General features: G+C 47.7%; 13 protein-coding genes and 1 pseudogene. 4 read left to right on the forward strand and 10 right to left on the reverse strand.

Annotation, left to right across the window (positions count from 1 at the left end; translation table 11 throughout):
• Positions 1 to 26 precede the first annotated feature (26 nt).
• The 10 genes and pseudogenes from F4X88_07990 to F4X88_08035 all read right to left on the reverse strand — a co-directional run bounded on the left by F4X88_07990 (position 27) and on the right by F4X88_08035 (position 11658).
• Positions 27 to 647, reverse strand: coding sequence for a sigma-70 family RNA polymerase sigma factor (locus F4X88_07990; protein ID MYA56220.1), 621 nt, complete (start codon positions 645 to 647; stop codon positions 27 to 29).
• A 190-nt stretch (positions 648 to 837) separates the two neighbouring features.
• Entirely contained in the window at positions 838 to 3318 is a 2481-nt protein-coding gene (locus F4X88_07995) for a hypothetical protein (GenBank protein ID MYA56221.1), read from the reverse strand.
• A gap of 67 nt (positions 3319 to 3385) precedes the next feature.
• Positions 3386 to 4045 (reverse strand): DUF4956 domain-containing protein, encoded by a 660-nt coding sequence (locus tag F4X88_08000; protein ID MYA56222.1) that lies wholly within the window; start codon positions 4043 to 4045, stop codon positions 3386 to 3388.
• A 282-nt stretch (positions 4046 to 4327) separates the two neighbouring features.
• On the reverse strand, positions 4328 to 4759 hold the full coding sequence (locus tag F4X88_08005) for a hypothetical protein (GenBank protein ID MYA56223.1): 432 nt from the start codon (positions 4757 to 4759) through the stop codon (positions 4328 to 4330).
• 36 nt (positions 4760 to 4795) lie between these two features.
• Entirely contained in the window at positions 4796 to 6367 is a 1572-nt protein-coding gene (locus F4X88_08010; GenBank protein MYA56224.1) for an iron ABC transporter permease, read from the reverse strand.
• 39 nt (positions 6368 to 6406) lie between these two features.
• Positions 6407 to 7417: an iron ABC transporter substrate-binding protein gene (locus tag F4X88_08015; GenBank protein ID MYA56225.1), complete on the reverse strand. Its 1011-nt coding sequence runs from the start codon at positions 7415 to 7417 to the stop codon at positions 6407 to 6409.
• A gap of 100 nt (positions 7418 to 7517) precedes the next feature.
• Positions 7518 to 8612: a multicopper oxidase domain-containing protein gene (locus F4X88_08020; GenBank protein ID MYA56226.1), complete on the reverse strand. Its 1095-nt coding sequence runs from the start codon at positions 8610 to 8612 to the stop codon at positions 7518 to 7520.
• A gap of 177 nt (positions 8613 to 8789) precedes the next feature.
• Positions 8790 to 9643, reverse strand: a pseudogene (locus tag F4X88_08025) (ABC transporter permease).
• Complete coding sequence (locus tag F4X88_08030; protein MYA56227.1) at positions 9640 to 10662, reverse strand: ABC transporter permease; 1023 nt, start codon at positions 10660 to 10662, stop codon at positions 9640 to 9642. Before F4X88_08030 ends, F4X88_08025 begins: the two are co-directional and overlap by 4 nt.
• A 168-nt stretch (positions 10663 to 10830) precedes the next feature.
• Positions 10831 to 11658, reverse strand: a complete 828-nt coding sequence (locus F4X88_08035) for an MBL fold metallo-hydrolase (GenBank protein MYA56228.1) — start codon at positions 11656 to 11658, stop codon at positions 10831 to 10833.
• 163 nt (positions 11659 to 11821) lie between these two features.
• Here F4X88_08035 and F4X88_08040 point away from each other — a divergent pair, with 163 nt between their 5' ends.
• The 4 genes from F4X88_08040 to F4X88_08055 all read left to right on the forward strand — a co-directional run bounded on the left by F4X88_08040 (position 11822) and on the right by F4X88_08055 (position 17251).
• A complete protein-coding gene (locus tag F4X88_08040) occupies positions 11822 to 12331 on the forward strand; it encodes a Uma2 family endonuclease (protein ID MYA56229.1) in 510 nt (169 codons plus the stop codon).
• Between the two features lie 9 nt (positions 12332 to 12340).
• Positions 12341 to 13099, forward strand: a complete 759-nt coding sequence (locus F4X88_08045) for a sugar phosphate isomerase/epimerase (GenBank protein MYA56230.1) — start codon at positions 12341 to 12343, stop codon at positions 13097 to 13099.
• Between the two features lie 21 nt (positions 13100 to 13120).
• Positions 13121 to 15067: a hypothetical protein gene (locus F4X88_08050; GenBank protein MYA56231.1), complete on the forward strand. Its 1947-nt coding sequence runs from the start codon at positions 13121 to 13123 to the stop codon at positions 15065 to 15067.
• Between the two features lie 306 nt (positions 15068 to 15373).
• Positions 15374 to 17251: a DUF4268 domain-containing protein gene (locus F4X88_08055; protein ID MYA56232.1), complete on the forward strand. Its 1878-nt coding sequence runs from the start codon at positions 15374 to 15376 to the stop codon at positions 17249 to 17251.
• The last annotated feature ends 427 nt before the right edge of the window (positions 17252 to 17678 follow it).

Below are 17678 nucleotides of genomic sequence, written 5' to 3' on the forward strand. Positions count from 1 at the left end.
CCAATCGAGGATCGTGGTAAAAGGTGTTACCACTCGACTCGCTCCAATTCTTTTTTTAGTGCTTTTCGGGCTTCATGTAATCGGGATTTAACGCGTCCCAGTGTGCATCCCAGAATTTCAGATATTTCCTCATAAGGCAGATCACGCAGTTCTCTTAACACCAAAATCTCTCTATGACTGGTCCTGAGTTTTGCGAGGGCTGCGTGAACGATTTCCTTCTCTTCAGTGCGTAGTGTTTCCTCTTCAGGTGTCACCGTATCAAGAGGGACCCACGGTTGTGAATCATCAATCTCCGTTGGATCGGTTTTTCGGCGTTGATACTGATCGATGTGGTTGAGACACTTATTTTTTACAATCCGATAGAGCCATGTGGAAAATCGGGAGCGGAATTGAAATTTCCCGATATTTTCCCATGCGGAGAGGAAGGCATCTTGCGCGACATCTTCAGCGTCTTGGTGATGACCGAGCATACCGTAAGCGATATTGTAAACCCAGTGTTGGTATTGAATCACAAGGGTTCCCATTGCATCGGCATCACCTTTTTGACAGCGCAAAACAATCTCACGTTCCTGTGCGAGATCCAATTCTTCTGTCTTGCTTATCTCCGAATAGGTTTCCATAGTAGTTGTCAGGGTCGCAACGGACATACTTCTTCTCCAAACTGCCGGGATAAAGAACACGCCTTTATTCAATGCTTCAAAAGTGCTGATTTTCAGATCTCAGCTTTCGCTTAAATCAAGCAAAATTTTGAATAGCAATAAAATAAATGGCTTTCTTGTTCCATTACTAAACTTTAGTTCCATTAGACATCTAACAAAACAAAAAGTTCGTTTTACTCTATTTAACCATGTTTTCTTTACCCGGTGTGGTTTGGACCTGTTTGAGTGCGCCACTACCATTCGGCCATCTGCCGAGGGCAACATCCTTCTCCTGTTTATCAAACGTTACTGTATCAAGGACTTGATTGCCACGCGTATCGGTATCAACGAGCATTACAGTTTCGCCGTTACGGGACAACTTGAAGTTGGCGTGCAACCCTTCATCGGCTTTACCGTCTTCATCCAACCACACCAGGAGATAGCCTTGCGCTGGAATCGTCGTATTCTCAGGAAATGCCCATTTTTTAAGATTGTCTATCTTATCTGTGAGATACATCCCGGAGAGATTCACTCCATCGCTGGTGCGGTTGTGCAACTCAAGCCAGTCTTCGTATTGCCCTTGCGGATCGGCAAGTGTTTTGGTGTTGGACGCCATCAGTTCGTTAATGACGATCGGTGTCTCTTTTGCAACGGGGACCCCAATTCGATACTGCGCTGCGCCTTGTTCAGCGCGCGCGGGTGAAAAGGCAGTTGTCCCGTGTGTTTTGACGGCGTTCGCTTCTACATAATAGTAAACTGTGGTGTTTGCTGGAAAACCGGGGATGTGTCCGACATAGCTATCCCCTTCTTTTGCCATTGCCGCTTGATTGAAAACGACATACCGATCAGTACTATAATACAACAAAACCGAATCAACGGCAATTGATTTGTCAAGTGTCGCTTTAACGGAGACAGCCTGATTCGCGACAGGAGGCGTGCCAGATCCGATTTCAACCGAAACAATCTCTGGGACCGGCTGGCTGAGTTCAGGATGATTTATCAGATGCTCACGGCGTTGGTTCACAAACCGCTCAAGGTCGGCAGGAACACCGGTTGCAAATTCCTCATATCCATACAGTTTCTTATCGTCTTTCTGCACCTCTGTATCAATGAGTGCTTGATATTCCTTGATAATCGGCTCAAACACTTCCCAATCGAGCCATTCGTCCCTAACGGTTCGGACGTGTGCAAGATACCGTGCACGCCACTGCGGATTTGAGAGCAGCCGTTTAATCAACGGGCGTCCCGCATTGTCTTCATGCGCGATGGGAGATACCATTCCATTTTCCAAGTCTCCCCATGACCAGCCTCCGGGACCGCCACCTCCAGGACCGCCTCGACCTGATCGACCGAATCTGAGACTTTCATTGTTATCGTGCGGTACGAGGTGGAATCTACTGTTGACATCCTGATAAAGGGTATAATCGCCGCCTTTGTGGATGTAGCCATCGTCATCCATGAAGACGTTTGAAACGGCGAGTTGCCACAGGACTTGGTCAATGTTAAGAACAGCTGGGAGTTTCTGCGCAAGTTCCGCGTCAGATGTGGAATCGTCAAGCATTTTAGTGAGCTCAATCAGACCTTCCCATGGATTTTCTACATTGCTGGTTTTGAGTTGATACGTTTCTTGGTATGCCGATGGATCGTCTCCGGCATAAGTCAACGCACCGCCTCTACCGGGACCGACCTTCCAGCGGATCCCCCTTTTTGTGTCGAACCATTCAGCAAGAAAGTCCTTGTTGTATTGTTGGAGATTGATATAGACCCCCCAATTTTCACCGTTGATAACCAATTTCACGAAGTTCGTTTTCATCGCGGGGATGTAGTCACGCGAGATTTGATTGTAGAGGACTTCACGCAGAAAAGAGGCATCAACGTGTCCGTTGAGTAGGTTCAGCGTTTTGTAGCCATAGAGGCGTTGTCCATCTTCAGCGTAATCAACAGCGATGTTGAAGGATTTTTTCTCCGATCCGACCGTAAAGTAGGAAGAAGTTCCGCGAAAATGGACACCGACTTCCGGATAAACCTTTCCATCAACAATTAGTTCTGCTGGAACTTCAATATCCGTGCGATAAAACGAGGACATCTGTTCGTACCAGTCTTCATGATGGAATCGGAGATAAAGGGTGCGAAGTGTTTGTGCGTTGTAGAGTGGCGGTGAGCCTTCTGGTGCCATATCAAGGCTTGTCTGGGCATCGTTCTGAACGCCCTCCTGCAAACTTTCCTGGCTCATGAGAGACAAACTTCCGCCCCCGCGCGCGTCCAACGCGGCTCGCCGTTCAGCACCCGTTAATTTTCCGTCCTTGTCTGTATCGAACTGTTTGACAAGTTTTTCTGGTGGTTGGGGACCCCCGCGTCCGCGTCCACCGCCAAACGGTGGCATTCCCCCAAATGGTGGCATGCCGCCGGGTCCACGCCCAAAACCTCTGTCAGGCTGCGGATTGTCTTGCATCCGCTTGATTTCTTCGCTGCTGAGTTTGTTTCCAGTGAATGCTTCTAAGCCTGTGACCCGAAGTCTGAGCTCGTCCTCTTCGGTGCTGAGTTTGCCATCTCCATTGAGATCAAACCGCTTCTGTTCATCTGAGAGTTTTGGAGTTTCCTGATTGTCTTGAGCGTTCGTGTGTACCGCCCAGCCCATAATTATGAGCGCAATGAGTGTTATTGATTTAAGGTGTTTCATGGTATGCTCCTTTTTGGTTTTAGATTTGGACCAGATAGAAAAGTTCGGGATTCCTTGCTTGCTCTGTTCATTCCTTATCCATTTTTACGTCTGTGACATTTTCAATCCCTGAGAGTTCGTTAAAGAAAGCGAGCCATTCCTGCGGATTCGTCAATCTCACCCGAAATGTCAATTCAATCAGCTGTGTTTTTTTAACGCGTTGTTCGAGTAGCCGTTCATAAATCAGATACTTATCGAAAATCGGACGATAGATAGTTTCGGGATCCTGATTTGTTGGTAGACAGAATTCGAGACTGAACTCGTTATCATTCCCAAAGCGTTGATGCCAATGGTATATACAGAGGATAATGATACCGATAAGGAAGGTCGCCAAAATCGCGACAGATGGGTTTCCAGCACCGACCGCCATCCCGATAGCTAAGGCGTAAAAAACGAAACCGATGTCGCGTGGATCTTGGATAGCGGTCCGGAACCGAATGATAGACAAGGCACCGACAAGGCTAAACGCCCGCGCGATGCTATCACCAATCACCACCATCACCACAGAAATCAACATACATAGGATGATGAGTGTATCGGTAAACGATTTTTGTGGGACCTTGGCATGGGTCCAGAAATAGATGTTAACGATGAAAATGCCGAGGGCGAATGAGAGTAATACTCTAAGGGCATCAGCACCGAGGTTTAGAAGTGGTGGGAGCGTTAAAAAATCGAAGAATATATGCATTCCGGTTTGCCAATTAGAAAATTGTGTTATGGTTAGGACTTACGCAGGGTTGCTTTTTTGGAGCATAAACTGTTAGTTTGGGTTTCCAGAAAGCCAACAGCGTTTTTTAGAGAAGTGCTATCTAACAGAACGCGCTACACTCAAAATTGCGTAAGTCCTGATAGTCTACCACAATTAGACAGACATGTGGAGAAAATGTTGAAAAAATTGTGTCAAAAAGTGAATTAAAGCAATTTACTGTGGTTCCACCCATTTGGACGTTCGGAAATTTTTGAACACCCCCTATTCGGTTGATGGACTTGATTCTGCGCCGTAAAGGACTATTCGATCAACCATCCCTATTGATGATGATAACACGATGCGGATAGCATCTGTGGAGAGCGGTGCCCTAAGGATATAGGGTGATGTTCGGATCGGGGTTTTGACTGCCTTGACGACTCGCCAATTATCTTCACCCATCCGAGCATAGACGGTCATATTCTTCAGCGGGTCAATCGGATCAAAGTGAATCTCAATGCGACTGATAGACCGTCTTTCGGGAAGTATCCACTTCTGAATTGCCCCTGTGCCGCTCTCGGACATTTCAAATGTCTCCGTCATCCCCGCATCAACGCGCACTGTGTTCTGTGCTGCCATTGAAAGGCAACCGAACATCACGAACGGAAGTAAGGCAAATGCGAAAGTGTTATAGATTGAGTTTTTGAGGTGTGTCATAATTTGTTTCTCCTATTGTCTTTGTAATGTTTGCGCCTATTCTCGTGCGTGTCCCTCATGACGAATCAGGACACCAACGAATATTCCTGAAAGCGCGAGAATCGCAAGCGCGTAAGGTGCGGCTTCGGCAAACATCGCCTCTGATGTGTAACTCCAGACGTTGAGCGCGAGTGTTTCATATCCAGCGGGTGATAAAAGAAAGGTCAGCGGTAATTCTTTCATTGTCGCCAAAAAAACGAGTGCCGTGGCAGTCAGCATGCCACGCATGAGAATTGGGAGAAGTGCCCTGAAAAACGCTTGTATCCGTGAATAGCCAAGCGAGCGAGCGGCTTCTTCCAAATTGGGTGAGGCTTGATAAAGCGAACTCCGCACGGGTCCGATGGCTTCCGCGAGGAAATGTAGGGTACAGGCGTAGATCAATACAGGTAACGTTTTATAGATAAGGGTCATCGTATTTAAGACGAAAAAGATGAGGGACAGGGCAAAGGCGAGTGGCGGTATGGCGTAAACGATATAGGCGACACGCCCTAACATGTTTGACAGACGCGATGGATGTCGCACACCTACATAGGCGAATGGAACCGCCAAAAACGCACACAGAATTCCGGCAGGTATTGCGATCGACAATGAACCGATCAACGCATCCACAAGCCCTTCCAGCACAATAGGATCGAACCCTCTAAACATCCAGAGGAAGACGGCACCCGCGGGAACAACTACAGTCGCGAATGAAAGCATACCGAGATACAGGTAAGCGGAGACTCGCCACCTGCCGAGTGGAATCTGCAGGAGTTGCCGTGAAACCCCACTCCCTGCTCGATGGAGAACCACCCGATTTAGCAACTTTGACTCAAGATAGAGCAGACATCCCGTAAATACAAGGAGCATGAGCGCAAGCCATGCTGCATAGATGTGCTCAAAAGAGAGCGTATACTCTATGTAAAGTGCATAACTGAAGGTCTCATAACGCATCAATGACACGACCCCGAAGTCCCCGAGGACATGTAGGCTAATGAGTAAACCACTGGCATAAAGGGCGGGCCGTAACTGCGGAAGGATAATATGAAAAAAAGTTTCGCGATATCGGTAGCCGAGACTCCGAGCGGATTCCTCAAGACTTGGATCGAGACCTAACAGGGCGGTCCGCAGATTCAAAAAGAGATAAGGACTCGTGTACGCGCTGAGTGCGAGGAGGGCACCCCAATAACCGCCGAGACGCGGGATGCTTTTGCCGAAAAATTGGGCGATGATACCCGTGTTCCCGCCGAGTGCCAACAGGGCATAAGCCATGACATAGCCTGGAATAGCGAGTGGTAAAGCGCACAGCACCGTAAAGAAACGTTTCCCCTTCAGATTCACTCTGGTTGTTAACCATGCAGCGGGGGTTGCCAAAAGCACATCTAATGCGAGAACACCGGCTGTCAGCAGGAGTGTGTTAAAGAAAAGCCGCGCGTTTCGCCAGCGGAAGACAATCTGCACAAGCGCAGTGCCTTCCGCAGAAAACGCTTTGACGAGCAGGTAAATCAGTGGGATCAACCCGCCGGCACCTACGACAATTGCCGGTATGAGGAGATAGGGATTTATGTTTACTGTTTTTGGCTTTGACATTCAATTCCGGTTACCTCAACTGCCGACGGGTTGCTGTGTCTATAGAATCTCAACATCTCTCAACAGGTTAACCGTGCCGTCGAGATCGTCCATATGATTGAGATTGAAGGTCGGTGCCAATTGAAGCAGTTCAGAAAGGGGCAGTAGACTTGCGTGCGGTATTACGCCCTTGATGGCGGGATATTCAAAAACATCGCTGGTGAAGTACTGCTGTGCTTTAGAAGACAGCAGAAATTCCACAAATTTCAGTGCGGCCTCTTTATTTTTGCTGCTTTTCAGTAATCCGATACCAGCAATATTGACAAGGTTGCCTGGGTCACTCGATTTAAAGAAGGTTTGTTCTACAGGAAAACCGGAGTCTTTGCTTTTGAAGCGAAGGAGGTAGTAGTGATTCGGCAAGCCGACATCTATTTCTCCAGCAGCGAGTGCCTCTATGATGGGTGTGTTCTTCGCATATTTTTTCACACCATTTGCTTTCATGCCTTTGAGCCATTCCGCTGTTTTTTCTTCACCTACCTGCACACGCAGGGAAGTGACAAACGCCTGAAAAGACGCATTTGTTGGTGCCCAACCGACTCTACCTTTCCACATCGGTTTTGTTAAATCGAAGATGCTTTCGGGGAGTTCTTCCATCTTAACGCGTTCTGGGGAATATGCGAGTACACGCGCTCTACCGCTTGTTGCCACCCAAAACCCTTCGACATCACGGAAGCCTGAAGGCACTTGTGTAAGGATGGATTCGGGCAATTTTTCAAACATCGCTTTTTTGCTAACGGCACCAAGGGCACCAGCGTCCTGTGCCCAAAAGAGGGCGGCAGGGCTTTTGTCGCCTTCTGTGAGAAGCGCGGCGGCGAGTTGGGTCGTCCCCCCGTAACTCACTTCCACTTGGATACCACTTTTCTCTTCAAATTGCTTAATAATCGGCTCAACAAGGCTCTTACTTCGTCCGGAATAGATAGTCAGTGTTTCAGCGTGAACCATCCCGATGAGGGTGAATAAGAGCAAAATAAGTGAACAGGAACTGAATAAACCGGATCGGTTGTTAAACATGATGTCTCCTTATACAATTCATAGACTGTTATCCGAATCAAATCTGGCATAAATTTAGTCAGATTTAATTGCGAAAGGTTCAAAGTTTTTAAATAGATGCTTAATGTGTGTTTTCTTGAGGTTTCGGGACCACTCGCCAACGCGTGTTCATCCCCGCCGTAATGTGATCAGCGACATGGCAATGATAGAGCCAGTTGCCGGGAGTTTTCGCTGTCATATCTACCGTAACCATAGAGCCGGGAAGTAGATCCACCACGTCCGTGCGTTTTCCAGCGTTTAGCACTGTCTGACCGTGCCAGTGCGCGGTGTGCATATCCACCTCAGTGCCTAACCCAATAAGATACCAACGCACCTTATCGTGCTGTTCAATTTCCAACCCTTGTAGATTGCCGAAGATATAGCCGTTAATAGCATGTTTGAGATTCCCCTCTTCGGCTTCCTCGGGAGAATCATATTCCGCACTTTGTCCACTTTTGACGATAGTGCGCTCATTTTCATTGAAGACCAGAAACAGCGTCGTGAACGCTTTGTCGATATCTTTGGGACGTGGATCGTTCTCCGAGCGTTCCATCCCTTTTTTTGTGACAACAACGGTTCCAATCAAACCGTCGTAGACTTCGGTAACCGCATCAACATGCGAGTGGTAAAGCCAAACGATAGACGAGGGATCGTTCGGACCGGGAGCGGCATCACTATCGGCTTCCCAGTGATAAGTGAACTTTCCGCCTGGTGGCACGGCGGCACCCGACCCTTTCATATCCGCCCCTTCGTTCGCCTCGTCGTATTGTAATCCGTGGACGTGGATGCTCAGAGGTTTATCGGCGCGATTGAGAAAATGCACCCGGACGCTATCGCCTTCAACAGCGTGCAGTTGCGGTCCAAGAATACCCATCCACAAAGGTTGTTCAACCTGCATCGTGTAGGTATCATCGGTGTATTGGATGTAGCGGTATTTTTCGTATATGAGGGCTTTCCCCCAAACATCCAACCCCATCGCCGGTTTGATGAGATTCTGCCCACTGGGGGCATAGTTCCATTCGACCTTCTCAGCGGCGACCCAATACTCGCGTGTTGCGGCTTCAGCGGAACCGGCACAGAAGTAAAGGAGGACACTTACAAGGGGCAGAAACGTATAAGACGCGATTTGTAGGTTTCCCGGGCTGAGTCGGGAACGGAATCGGTGGGTATTCCACATTGAACCCAATTTTATGATATTGAGACTCATTCTCAAAAACAAATCTTTTAAAGCAGACTCCATAAAAAACTAAACCTCGCTGAGTTAAATTTGTATTGAATTATACTACAAAAAGGAGGGCGTGTCAAAAAATTTTATATTTTGTTGTTTGTCCGCTCATACCAGCATCTTTTAACCTCAATCTATTTGCGGGTCAAGGGCATCTCGGAGCGCGTCCCCGAGCACATTGAAACCCAAGACAATCAGGAAAATAGCGATGCCTGGCGCCGTAACAGCCAAAGGGGCGCGGCGGATAAACTTGCGGTTTTCATTGAGCATCGCGCCCCATTCAGGCTCGCCAATCTCAGCACCCAGCCCGAGGAAACTCAGTCCTGCGGCATCTAAAATCGCAGCACCGATGCCTAAAGTCGCTTGGACGATCAACGGCGCGATGCAGTTTGGGAGAACAGTCGTGAGAAGGATGCGCCCATTACTCGCGCCGATGCCCCTCGCAGCGACGACATAATCTAACTCCCGGACTTTCAGGACAGCGGCCCGCAAAATGCGGGCATATTGCGGGATATAGACGATAGAAACCGCGATAATTGCATTCGTAAGACTCTGTCCCAAAATAGTGACAATGACCATCGCCAAAAGGATACTCGGCATTGCAAGCATCATATCCATTACACGCATAATTAGATTGTCGAGTTTTCCACCGTAATACCCCGCGATTGCCCCGAAGAAGGTTCCAAATCCTATGGAAAATGACATGGCGATGAGTCCGACCTTCAGAGATATACGCGTTCCGTAAACAATTCTGCTGAAGATGTCACGCCCAACCCCGTCCGTGCCGAGGTAGTGTGTATCCGACCCCCTTTGAGACGCTCAACGATGTTAGCATGCCTCGGATCGTGTGTTGCGATTAACGGTGCGAAGATAGCAACGATAACGAAGAACAGGATAATAGATGCCCCGATGGTGGCAGAACGGTGTCTTAAGAGTTTCCGAAGGACGTATTGTTGACTGGTGACGGGTGTTGCGTTGTTCATATGGCTTCGTTTCCGACTCGAATGCGTGGGTCAAAGTAGGCATACAGCATATCCACGATAAGATTAACGAGCATAAAGACGGATGCGACGAAAAGCACACCCCCTTGCACCGCCCGAACGTCACGCGCTTCAACAGCGGCCCGCAGCCATGAACCGAGTCCGGGCCAGGAGAAGATGTGCTCGGTTAAGATCGCGCCGCCTAACAAATAGCCGAATTCTAAGCCAATAATTGTCAGAACGGGCACCATACTGTTTTTCATTGCATGTTTACCAATAACCTTCCACCGCGGCAAGCCTTTCGCATAAGCGGTTGTAATGTAAGGCTGGTTTAGCACTTCAAGGAGGCTGGATCGGGTCATGCGTGCGATAATTGCTAACGGAATCGTGCCTAACGTTATCGCGGGGAGGATCAGGTGCGCGACGGCGTTCCGAAAGGCGGTGAAGTTTCCAGCAAGCAGGGTGTCAATAAGATAAAAACCTGTGCGCGACTGGATATCTAAATCCAATACAACATCCAGGCGTCCTGTGCTCGGCAGTATCGGCAGGAAATATGAAAAAAGCAGGATGAGCATCAATCCCAACCAGAAGATCGGCATAGAGATACCCGCGAGGGATATTGACATGGAAAAATAGTCCAAAAATGTTCCGCGAGAGACCGCGGCGATGATACCTGCTGCAATACCGAACAGGATCGAAAATGCCATTGCTGCGAGGGTCAGTTCAGCCGTTGCTGGGAAATAGCGTTTGATTTCTTCAATAACGGGTTGCTTCGTTTTAAAAGAGCGTCCGAAGTCGAGGTGTGCGACGTCCCATAAGAATTTAGCGTATTGGTGATACAAAGGTTTATCCAGTCCCATCTCTGCTCGGAGTTCAATGAGTGCCTTTTCAGTTGCGCGTTCCCCCAGAATAGCAACGGCGGCATCGCCGGGTATGAGATGCACCATCAAAAACACGAGGAGCGATACCGCCAAAAGGGATAAGCCGATCGAAAGAAAGCGTTGAAGGAGATACGAGAACAAGGTTAAAACCTTCCGTATTTTTTAACGATTCTGTCTGAGCGAGGATTTCCGTTGTCAACCGCGATCTAAAATCGTTAAGAAATCCTCTTTGGATTATCAATGGTTTCTTAACGATTCAGTATCTGCAAGGACAACGTCCGCAGCAGCTCATATTCAATAGTTAAAAAATTAGAAAAATGGGTTGTGTGCTTTTTCTTCACCGACGGTGGTAGAGGGACCGTGTCCCGGAAAGAGCCTAACCCCATCTGGAAGGGACAACAGATTGTCTCGAACGCTGTCGATTTCATCCTGAAGGGAGATGTTAGGTCCTCCGACTGAGCCAGCGAAAATGGCATCGCCAACGAACGCTACGTTCTCTGCGATGAAACTACATCCGCCGGGGGTATGTCCGGGTGTATTGACGACGGTTACTGTGAGTTCACCGACGGTGAGGGTATCTCCGTGTGCGACCTCGCGTAATCTCGTTTCGCTCCGCGGTTTCGGTTCATCCGTATGGATGTAAGTTTCGCATCCAGTAGCGGTCTGGATCTTTGGTAACCCGTCGGTATGGTCGCTGTGGGCGTGTGTCAAAAGAATCGCTGTAGGCTTCACAGGACGCGCCTCTAACTGTTCCAAGATCAGGTCAGGATGTGCAGCGGTGTCAACAATCGCAGCGGCATGGGTCGCTTGGCAGATCAGGAGATACGCATTGACGGGCCAACCGCCCACCGGCGCGCTGATTGTGATAACCTCAAGGGGGGAAGTGCTTATCTGTTGCGGGGGTTCGGGTGCCCACTCTTCTGTCGCAATATCAAGGAGTTTGGTGCCATCTAAATTTAGGACTTCGGCGAGCCGAAGAACTTGCGTTTCTGTCGGTTTTAAGGTATACTGTTCCATACGAGAAAGTTCTGTCTCTGTGATACCTGCCGCAGCAGCGATTTGGCTGTGAGACAAGTCTTGCCCGCGTCGGGCTTTCCCGATGATGTCACCGAATTCGTCTTCAAGTGCATAAGCCATAGTAGTGTTCTCCAATAGTTATTGATTTAAGGAACATTGTAGCAAAAAATTCGGTATAATACAATTGAAAACGGCAGACATCAAAAACGGAGGAATTCTGATGGACATTCCGAAAAACGGTCATGAACAAGCGGCAATATCCCTCACACCGTTAGAAACCGATATGACGTTGGAAGATTTCCTTGAGAGCGATTTAGAGGGATATGAATACGCGGAGGGAAAATTAATACCGATGGCACCACCGACAATGGAACACGGTGAAATAAGCATGAGTCTTAGCTTACTTTTAGGTGTTCACATTCGTGAAAATAAGTTGGGACATTTGTATCCAGCGGATACAGACTTTAAATTAGAGGACCGATTGGTTAAACCCGATATTGCATTCGTTTCAACAGCGAGGTTACCTGAGAACAGACGCCAAGTATCCCCTGTGGCACCGGACTTAGCGGTTGAAGTCATCTCACCGTCAGATATTCAATATCGTGTTGTCGAAAAAGCACTCGCTTATCTCAATGCTGGAACTCACCTCGTTTGGATCATTGAACCTGTGGGAAAGACGGTAACCGTGTACCGTTCCCAAACAGACATCAAAACATTTACAATCAACGACACCCTCAGCGGCGAGGATGTTGTTGAAGGGTTTTCGTGTCGAGTGGCACAACTTTTTGAATAAGGAGACCTTATGAAACTTGGTTTAGTTACATATAATATGGCAAAAGATTGGGATGTCCCAACAATCATCGAAAATTGCGTAGAAACGGGGTTCTCAGGCGTGGAATTGCGGACGACGCATGCCCACGGCGTTGAGATCGACCTGTCCGCAAGTGAACGGGCGGCGGTAAAACAACAGTTCGCTGACTCTCCAATCGAGATTGCCGGTTTGGGATCGGCGTATGACTATCATGCCACCGATCAAGCAGTGGTTCGCCGGAATATAGCAGGAACGAAGGCGTATTCTCAACTCGCAGCGGATGTCGGAGCACCCGGCGTAAAGGTGCGTCCGAATGGGCTTCCCAACGAAGTTCCCGTCGAAAAGACGTTGGAACAGATCGGGTTGGCATTGCGCGAGTGTGGCGAATTTGCAGCGGACCTCGGTGTTGAGATTCGGTTAGAAGTCCACGGGGGTGGCACTTCTGAACTTCCCCATATCCGCACGATTATTGATGTCGCTGACCACGATAACGTCTACGTCTGCTGGAATTCTAATTTTGGAGAGGTGGAAGACGGCTCTATACTGAATAACTTCAACTATGCAAGAGGTAGAATCGGCTTGGTGCATATCACGGAACTCCATCGGCGCGAGTATCCGTGGCGGGAACTCTTTACATTGTTGAGAGAATCCGGATATTCGGGTTACACTTTGGCGGAGATTGCTGGAAGTTCCGATCCCATCCGCGTGATGAATTTTTATCGGGCGTTGTGGGAAGAATTGTCAAGCTAATTTGAACAAGGATAGATACCGTTGTCCAAGATACTATTTCGCATTTCGTTATCTATAGGGATGTTTCTGCTGACTTTTATCGGTATGAGTGACACACTTGAAAGCGTTCGTTTCAGCAACGCCGTTTGGGACGTTGAAATCTTTCCACAGTCGCTTGCCGTGAATGTCTATCCTGTGGGGACGGACATAACAGTTCGGGTTTCATCGGGTCAGATAGGATTGGGTCCCGTGACGGATTTTTCTCATGAAGGTGAAGGTATCAGTTGGAGACTGCCGGAACGTGCCCTTACCGTTTACGTTGCATCGCTAAAGGATTCGCTAACGATTGAATTCATTCAAGACGATCCCGCAAACGACACGCGAAATTTCACGTGGCCCGTTATTGAAAATACCGAATCCATCCACGGCTATATTTTTCCCTTTTTTGAGGGGAGTTACGTCCCGAAAGATGACCGCCCCTGGCGAGACTTCTTGTGCGATCGGGGACCGATAAACACAACAGCGGGTCTCTCTATGCCGTTTTGGGGCTTGGACCTCGGTGAGAGAACACTTACCTATATTCTGACAAATCCGTTCAACAATCAAATCCATTTCAGTGAGACGGAAACGTCTGACTTAGGTATGCGGGTATCACACGCCTTCACGCCGAATTGGGAACGGAAAAGGTATGGGGTGCGTCTTTCACTCGGTGCGGGATCACCGGTCGAGCCGGCGAAGCAGTATCGGCAGTGGCTGATCGAGAACGGTGCGTTTGTTTCGTTTGCTGAAAAGATCGAACAGGTTCCAGCGGCGGAAAAGTTGCTCGGTGCGGCGCACATCTACCTCTGGGGAGACGGCCCTTCTGTGAAACTCTTGGAGCGGTTTGCTGAGAGTGGATTGGATAGACTCTGGCTCGGTGTGGATTCATGGCAGGACGGATTTCGACACCCGACTGCCGTCGCGAAGGCGAGAGCACTCGGCTATTTGATTGGACCCTACGATTCTTATCATAGTATCCATCATCCGAATGAAAAGGATACATGGGAGACTGCACAGTTTGACCTGCCGCTTTATGAGACGGGTGCGATTGTCAACGCAGATGGCACGAAGAATCGGGGGTTTAAAAAGAAGGGGTATCACTTAAGTCCGCTCGTGGCACAACCTTATGTCGAAGATCGCGTCAATGGCATCGTCGCACAGATGCCAACGGACTTCAATACGTGGTTTATCGACTGCGACGCTTACGGTGAACTCTTTGACGACTATTCGCCATCCCATCCCGCGACGCAGTTGGATGATATGAATGCACGACTTGCCCGTATCGCATGGATTCGGGACACGCACAATATGGTTGTCGGTTCAGAAGGCGGTGCCGCCTATGCTGCGGCGACCCTCCATTTCGCCCACGGAATGACGACCCCTGTCATCGGGTGGGGCGATCCAGATATGAAAGAAAAAACTTCGCCTCACTACATCGGCGGGTACTGGCCCCCCGAAGGTCCAGCGATCCACATAAAACAGGTGCCTCTGAAACCGAACTATCTGCGTCTTTATTATGATCCACGTTTCCGGTTACCGCTCTATCAAATCGTGTTCCACGATTCAGTGGTGACAACAAATCATTGGCACTCTGGAAGCCTCAAATTTGAGAATGCAATCGAGACGTTAGCACTGTTAGAGGTGCTCTACAACGTCCCGCCGTTATATCACCTGAATATGGCGGAGTTTACAAAACATAAAGCCTGGATACAGCGGCACTATGCGTTCTTTTCACCGCTACATCGGCAGATCGGCGGACAGACGATGACCGAGTTTGAGTGGTTGAGCGATAACAAGCAGGTCCAACGCACGGAGTTTGGGGATACTGTTGAGCTGTTCGCGAACTTCGGGACGAACCCGTTTGAATATGAAGGTATAGTAATTCCGGGCAAAAGTGTGCTTGCGCGGTGGATCGGAACTGGTGAGATTGAGGTGTTTGCCGTGGAATAATATTAGGATAATCCATTGTTGACAGTGAGCGTAAAATATGATACACTCTTGGAAATTTAACGCGTTGTGCTAATTGACCATGTGTTTTGTTAAATTTCACAGTTGTTGGGTTTTCGTTGTAAATTGAACCTTGATTCCATTGCCTCTTTGTTTTCATATAGAGACTTTGGTTTAAAAATGGGGCAGTATGAACCGAAGCTGTCAAATTACAAGTGGCAAAAGATTAATACTGTGAAATCTAAATCTACAGAGAGTTAATTAGCACAAGCCGTAAATTTATTTACATGGAGGTTTACAAACGTTAATATGAAGGACTATCCTAATGAGGAGGCACTCCGTAAAGCACACAGAATATACCTTGATGCGATGCGTGAATTCATTCATAAATGTTTAGAGAGTGTTCCGGGCACAACACCAAAAGAGTTAATCATGATGGCCTTGGATTGTGAACCGCGCAATGACTTTGAAGTTGAAATAGAGATTAATAATATTCCACATCTTATCAGAGAATACTGGGATGATTGTTTTCGCCAAAAGTTTGACCGTCACTATGATGTTCGCAGTGCAACAGGGCGAATAAAAGATGGTCGAAATTTTTGGGCACATCCAGGGATAGGGGATGTAGACCCCGAATCTACTCGAATGCATCTTTCTCTCGTCGCCGAGGCACTTGGTGAAATTAGTAAGGCAAAAGCAAAGACTGCAGTTGAAGAAATCCGAAATCGGCTTTTTTCTGATGAACCTGAAGGACACCCAGCAGAAGCAGAGAATACTGATCTCAAGGAACGCCTCGCGGAAATGTCAGATCGACTGGCAGTGGTGGAAACAGAAAAGGCTGAATATAAGGAGTCCCACAAGGCTGAGTGGCAACGGCTAGAAGTAGAGAAAGCAGAGTATGCAGAACTCTTAGACACAGTGGAAAAAGAGAAAATTGAGATAGAAAAACAACTGGAGAGCGCGCAAACTCGGTTGAACGAACTGAAAGCGGAGAACACTGAATTGAAAGAACGTCTCTCGGAAACAGAGAATCGTCTAAAAGTTATTGAATTGGAGGGTGACGAACACGTCAAAACCTTGACGGATAAGACGGAGTTAGAGGAGCAATATGAAACTACTCCAATTAAGGAGTGGCGAAGGAAAATTTGGAAACAATTGTGCGACTATGCAGCTCAAAAGGACACTTCAGTTAGATTTAATAAACCGGGTTCGGAAAATTACTTAAACGTTAGCAGAAGTTTGATAGATCTTACTGGCTTTTACATGAAGGTGTGGTTGGGCACGGACAATAGGGAAATTACCATCCGGCTTTATATGTCAAAACAAAATTTTTACATCCTCGAGAAACAGCGGACAGAAATTGAGCAGGAGTTTTGTGAATCTCTTGAATGGGAAGAATTACCTCAGCGTACGGATAGCCGGATATCCTTACGTAAGGATATCATTGATCCGACAGATGAATCAGACTGGCAAAACCAGCACGAATGGGTTATCTCAAAACTTGAAAAATTCCACAAAAAGTTCAATGAAGTCTTTCTACCGAGAATCCAAGAACTCAATACCTCCGATTCGCTACTCGAAGACGAGGAGTACCTGCCGTTAAATCCTGCTACACCTAATTCTGTCACTTTTCAGGGGACCACCTTTGTAAAGCATTTAGACGAGTACCGTGTTGCGGGAGATGATATCACCCAAAATTTCTGGCACTATTGGCAATCACAAGGACGCGAAGGTAAACAGGAAATGCGGAATGCCGGATGGAGTGTTGAGAAGATAGACGGAGAGTGGAAAGTGACGGTTTCTCCAGAAGATTTTCAGGCATGGATAGAGAATGAAGTAACGGAGTTGAATAGCCTACTCAATTCATCACAAAACGAAGAATCTTCAACGCAACCTCCGCGTCTCTTCTATGGAAAAACGGTTCTACCGACAGGTAAAGAAATGGAGCAACCTGCGCTTGAATTTCTTAGCGATGGAAGAGAATATCCCCGAATCGAGATCATAAATGTGCTTACCGAGCATTTTTCCCTTACCAAAAATCAGAGGGAGCAGTTAAGTCGAAGCGGAAGGGTGGAGCTTTACCTGAGAAACAAAGACTTGATAGAACGAACCAGAACAGGCTACTACCGAATCACTGATCTCGGGCTTCAGGTCTTGAAGCAAAACTTGGATGATGTTCCATTTTAGATTGTGATCGGTCGTCGGAATCGACTTAATGTAACTATAACGTGAGTTTCTTGATAATAAAAATGTAAGTTTAGGAGTAGGTTGAGTTGACTCGACCGCATTTCTCGTATCGTTGCTATAAACCGTGAAGAGATTAAGATCTATACTGATGTTATGCACGATTTTGCCAAAAATGATAGAAAGGTAGAAACTATGTTCATGCAGAAATTCAAAGCCACCTTTCAGTTTCTCGGAATTCTGTCAATGAGGGTTCTACTGGGCTGTGTCGCGGGAGTCTTATGGCTTGCTTTCGCCGCCTTTATCTCTCGCAACATAGTGGTCTGGATAGTAGAAAAGTTCGCTTATCGAGATCTGGATGGTAGTTATCATAGTATAACGTGAGTTTGATAAAAGTTTAGTCTTTAGAAAAGCACGGGTAAATCGTTGA

Source organism: Candidatus Poribacteria bacterium, from assembly GCA_009839745.1.
Taxonomy (GTDB): Bacteria; Poribacteria; WGA-4E; order WGA-4E; family WGA-3G; genus WGA-3G.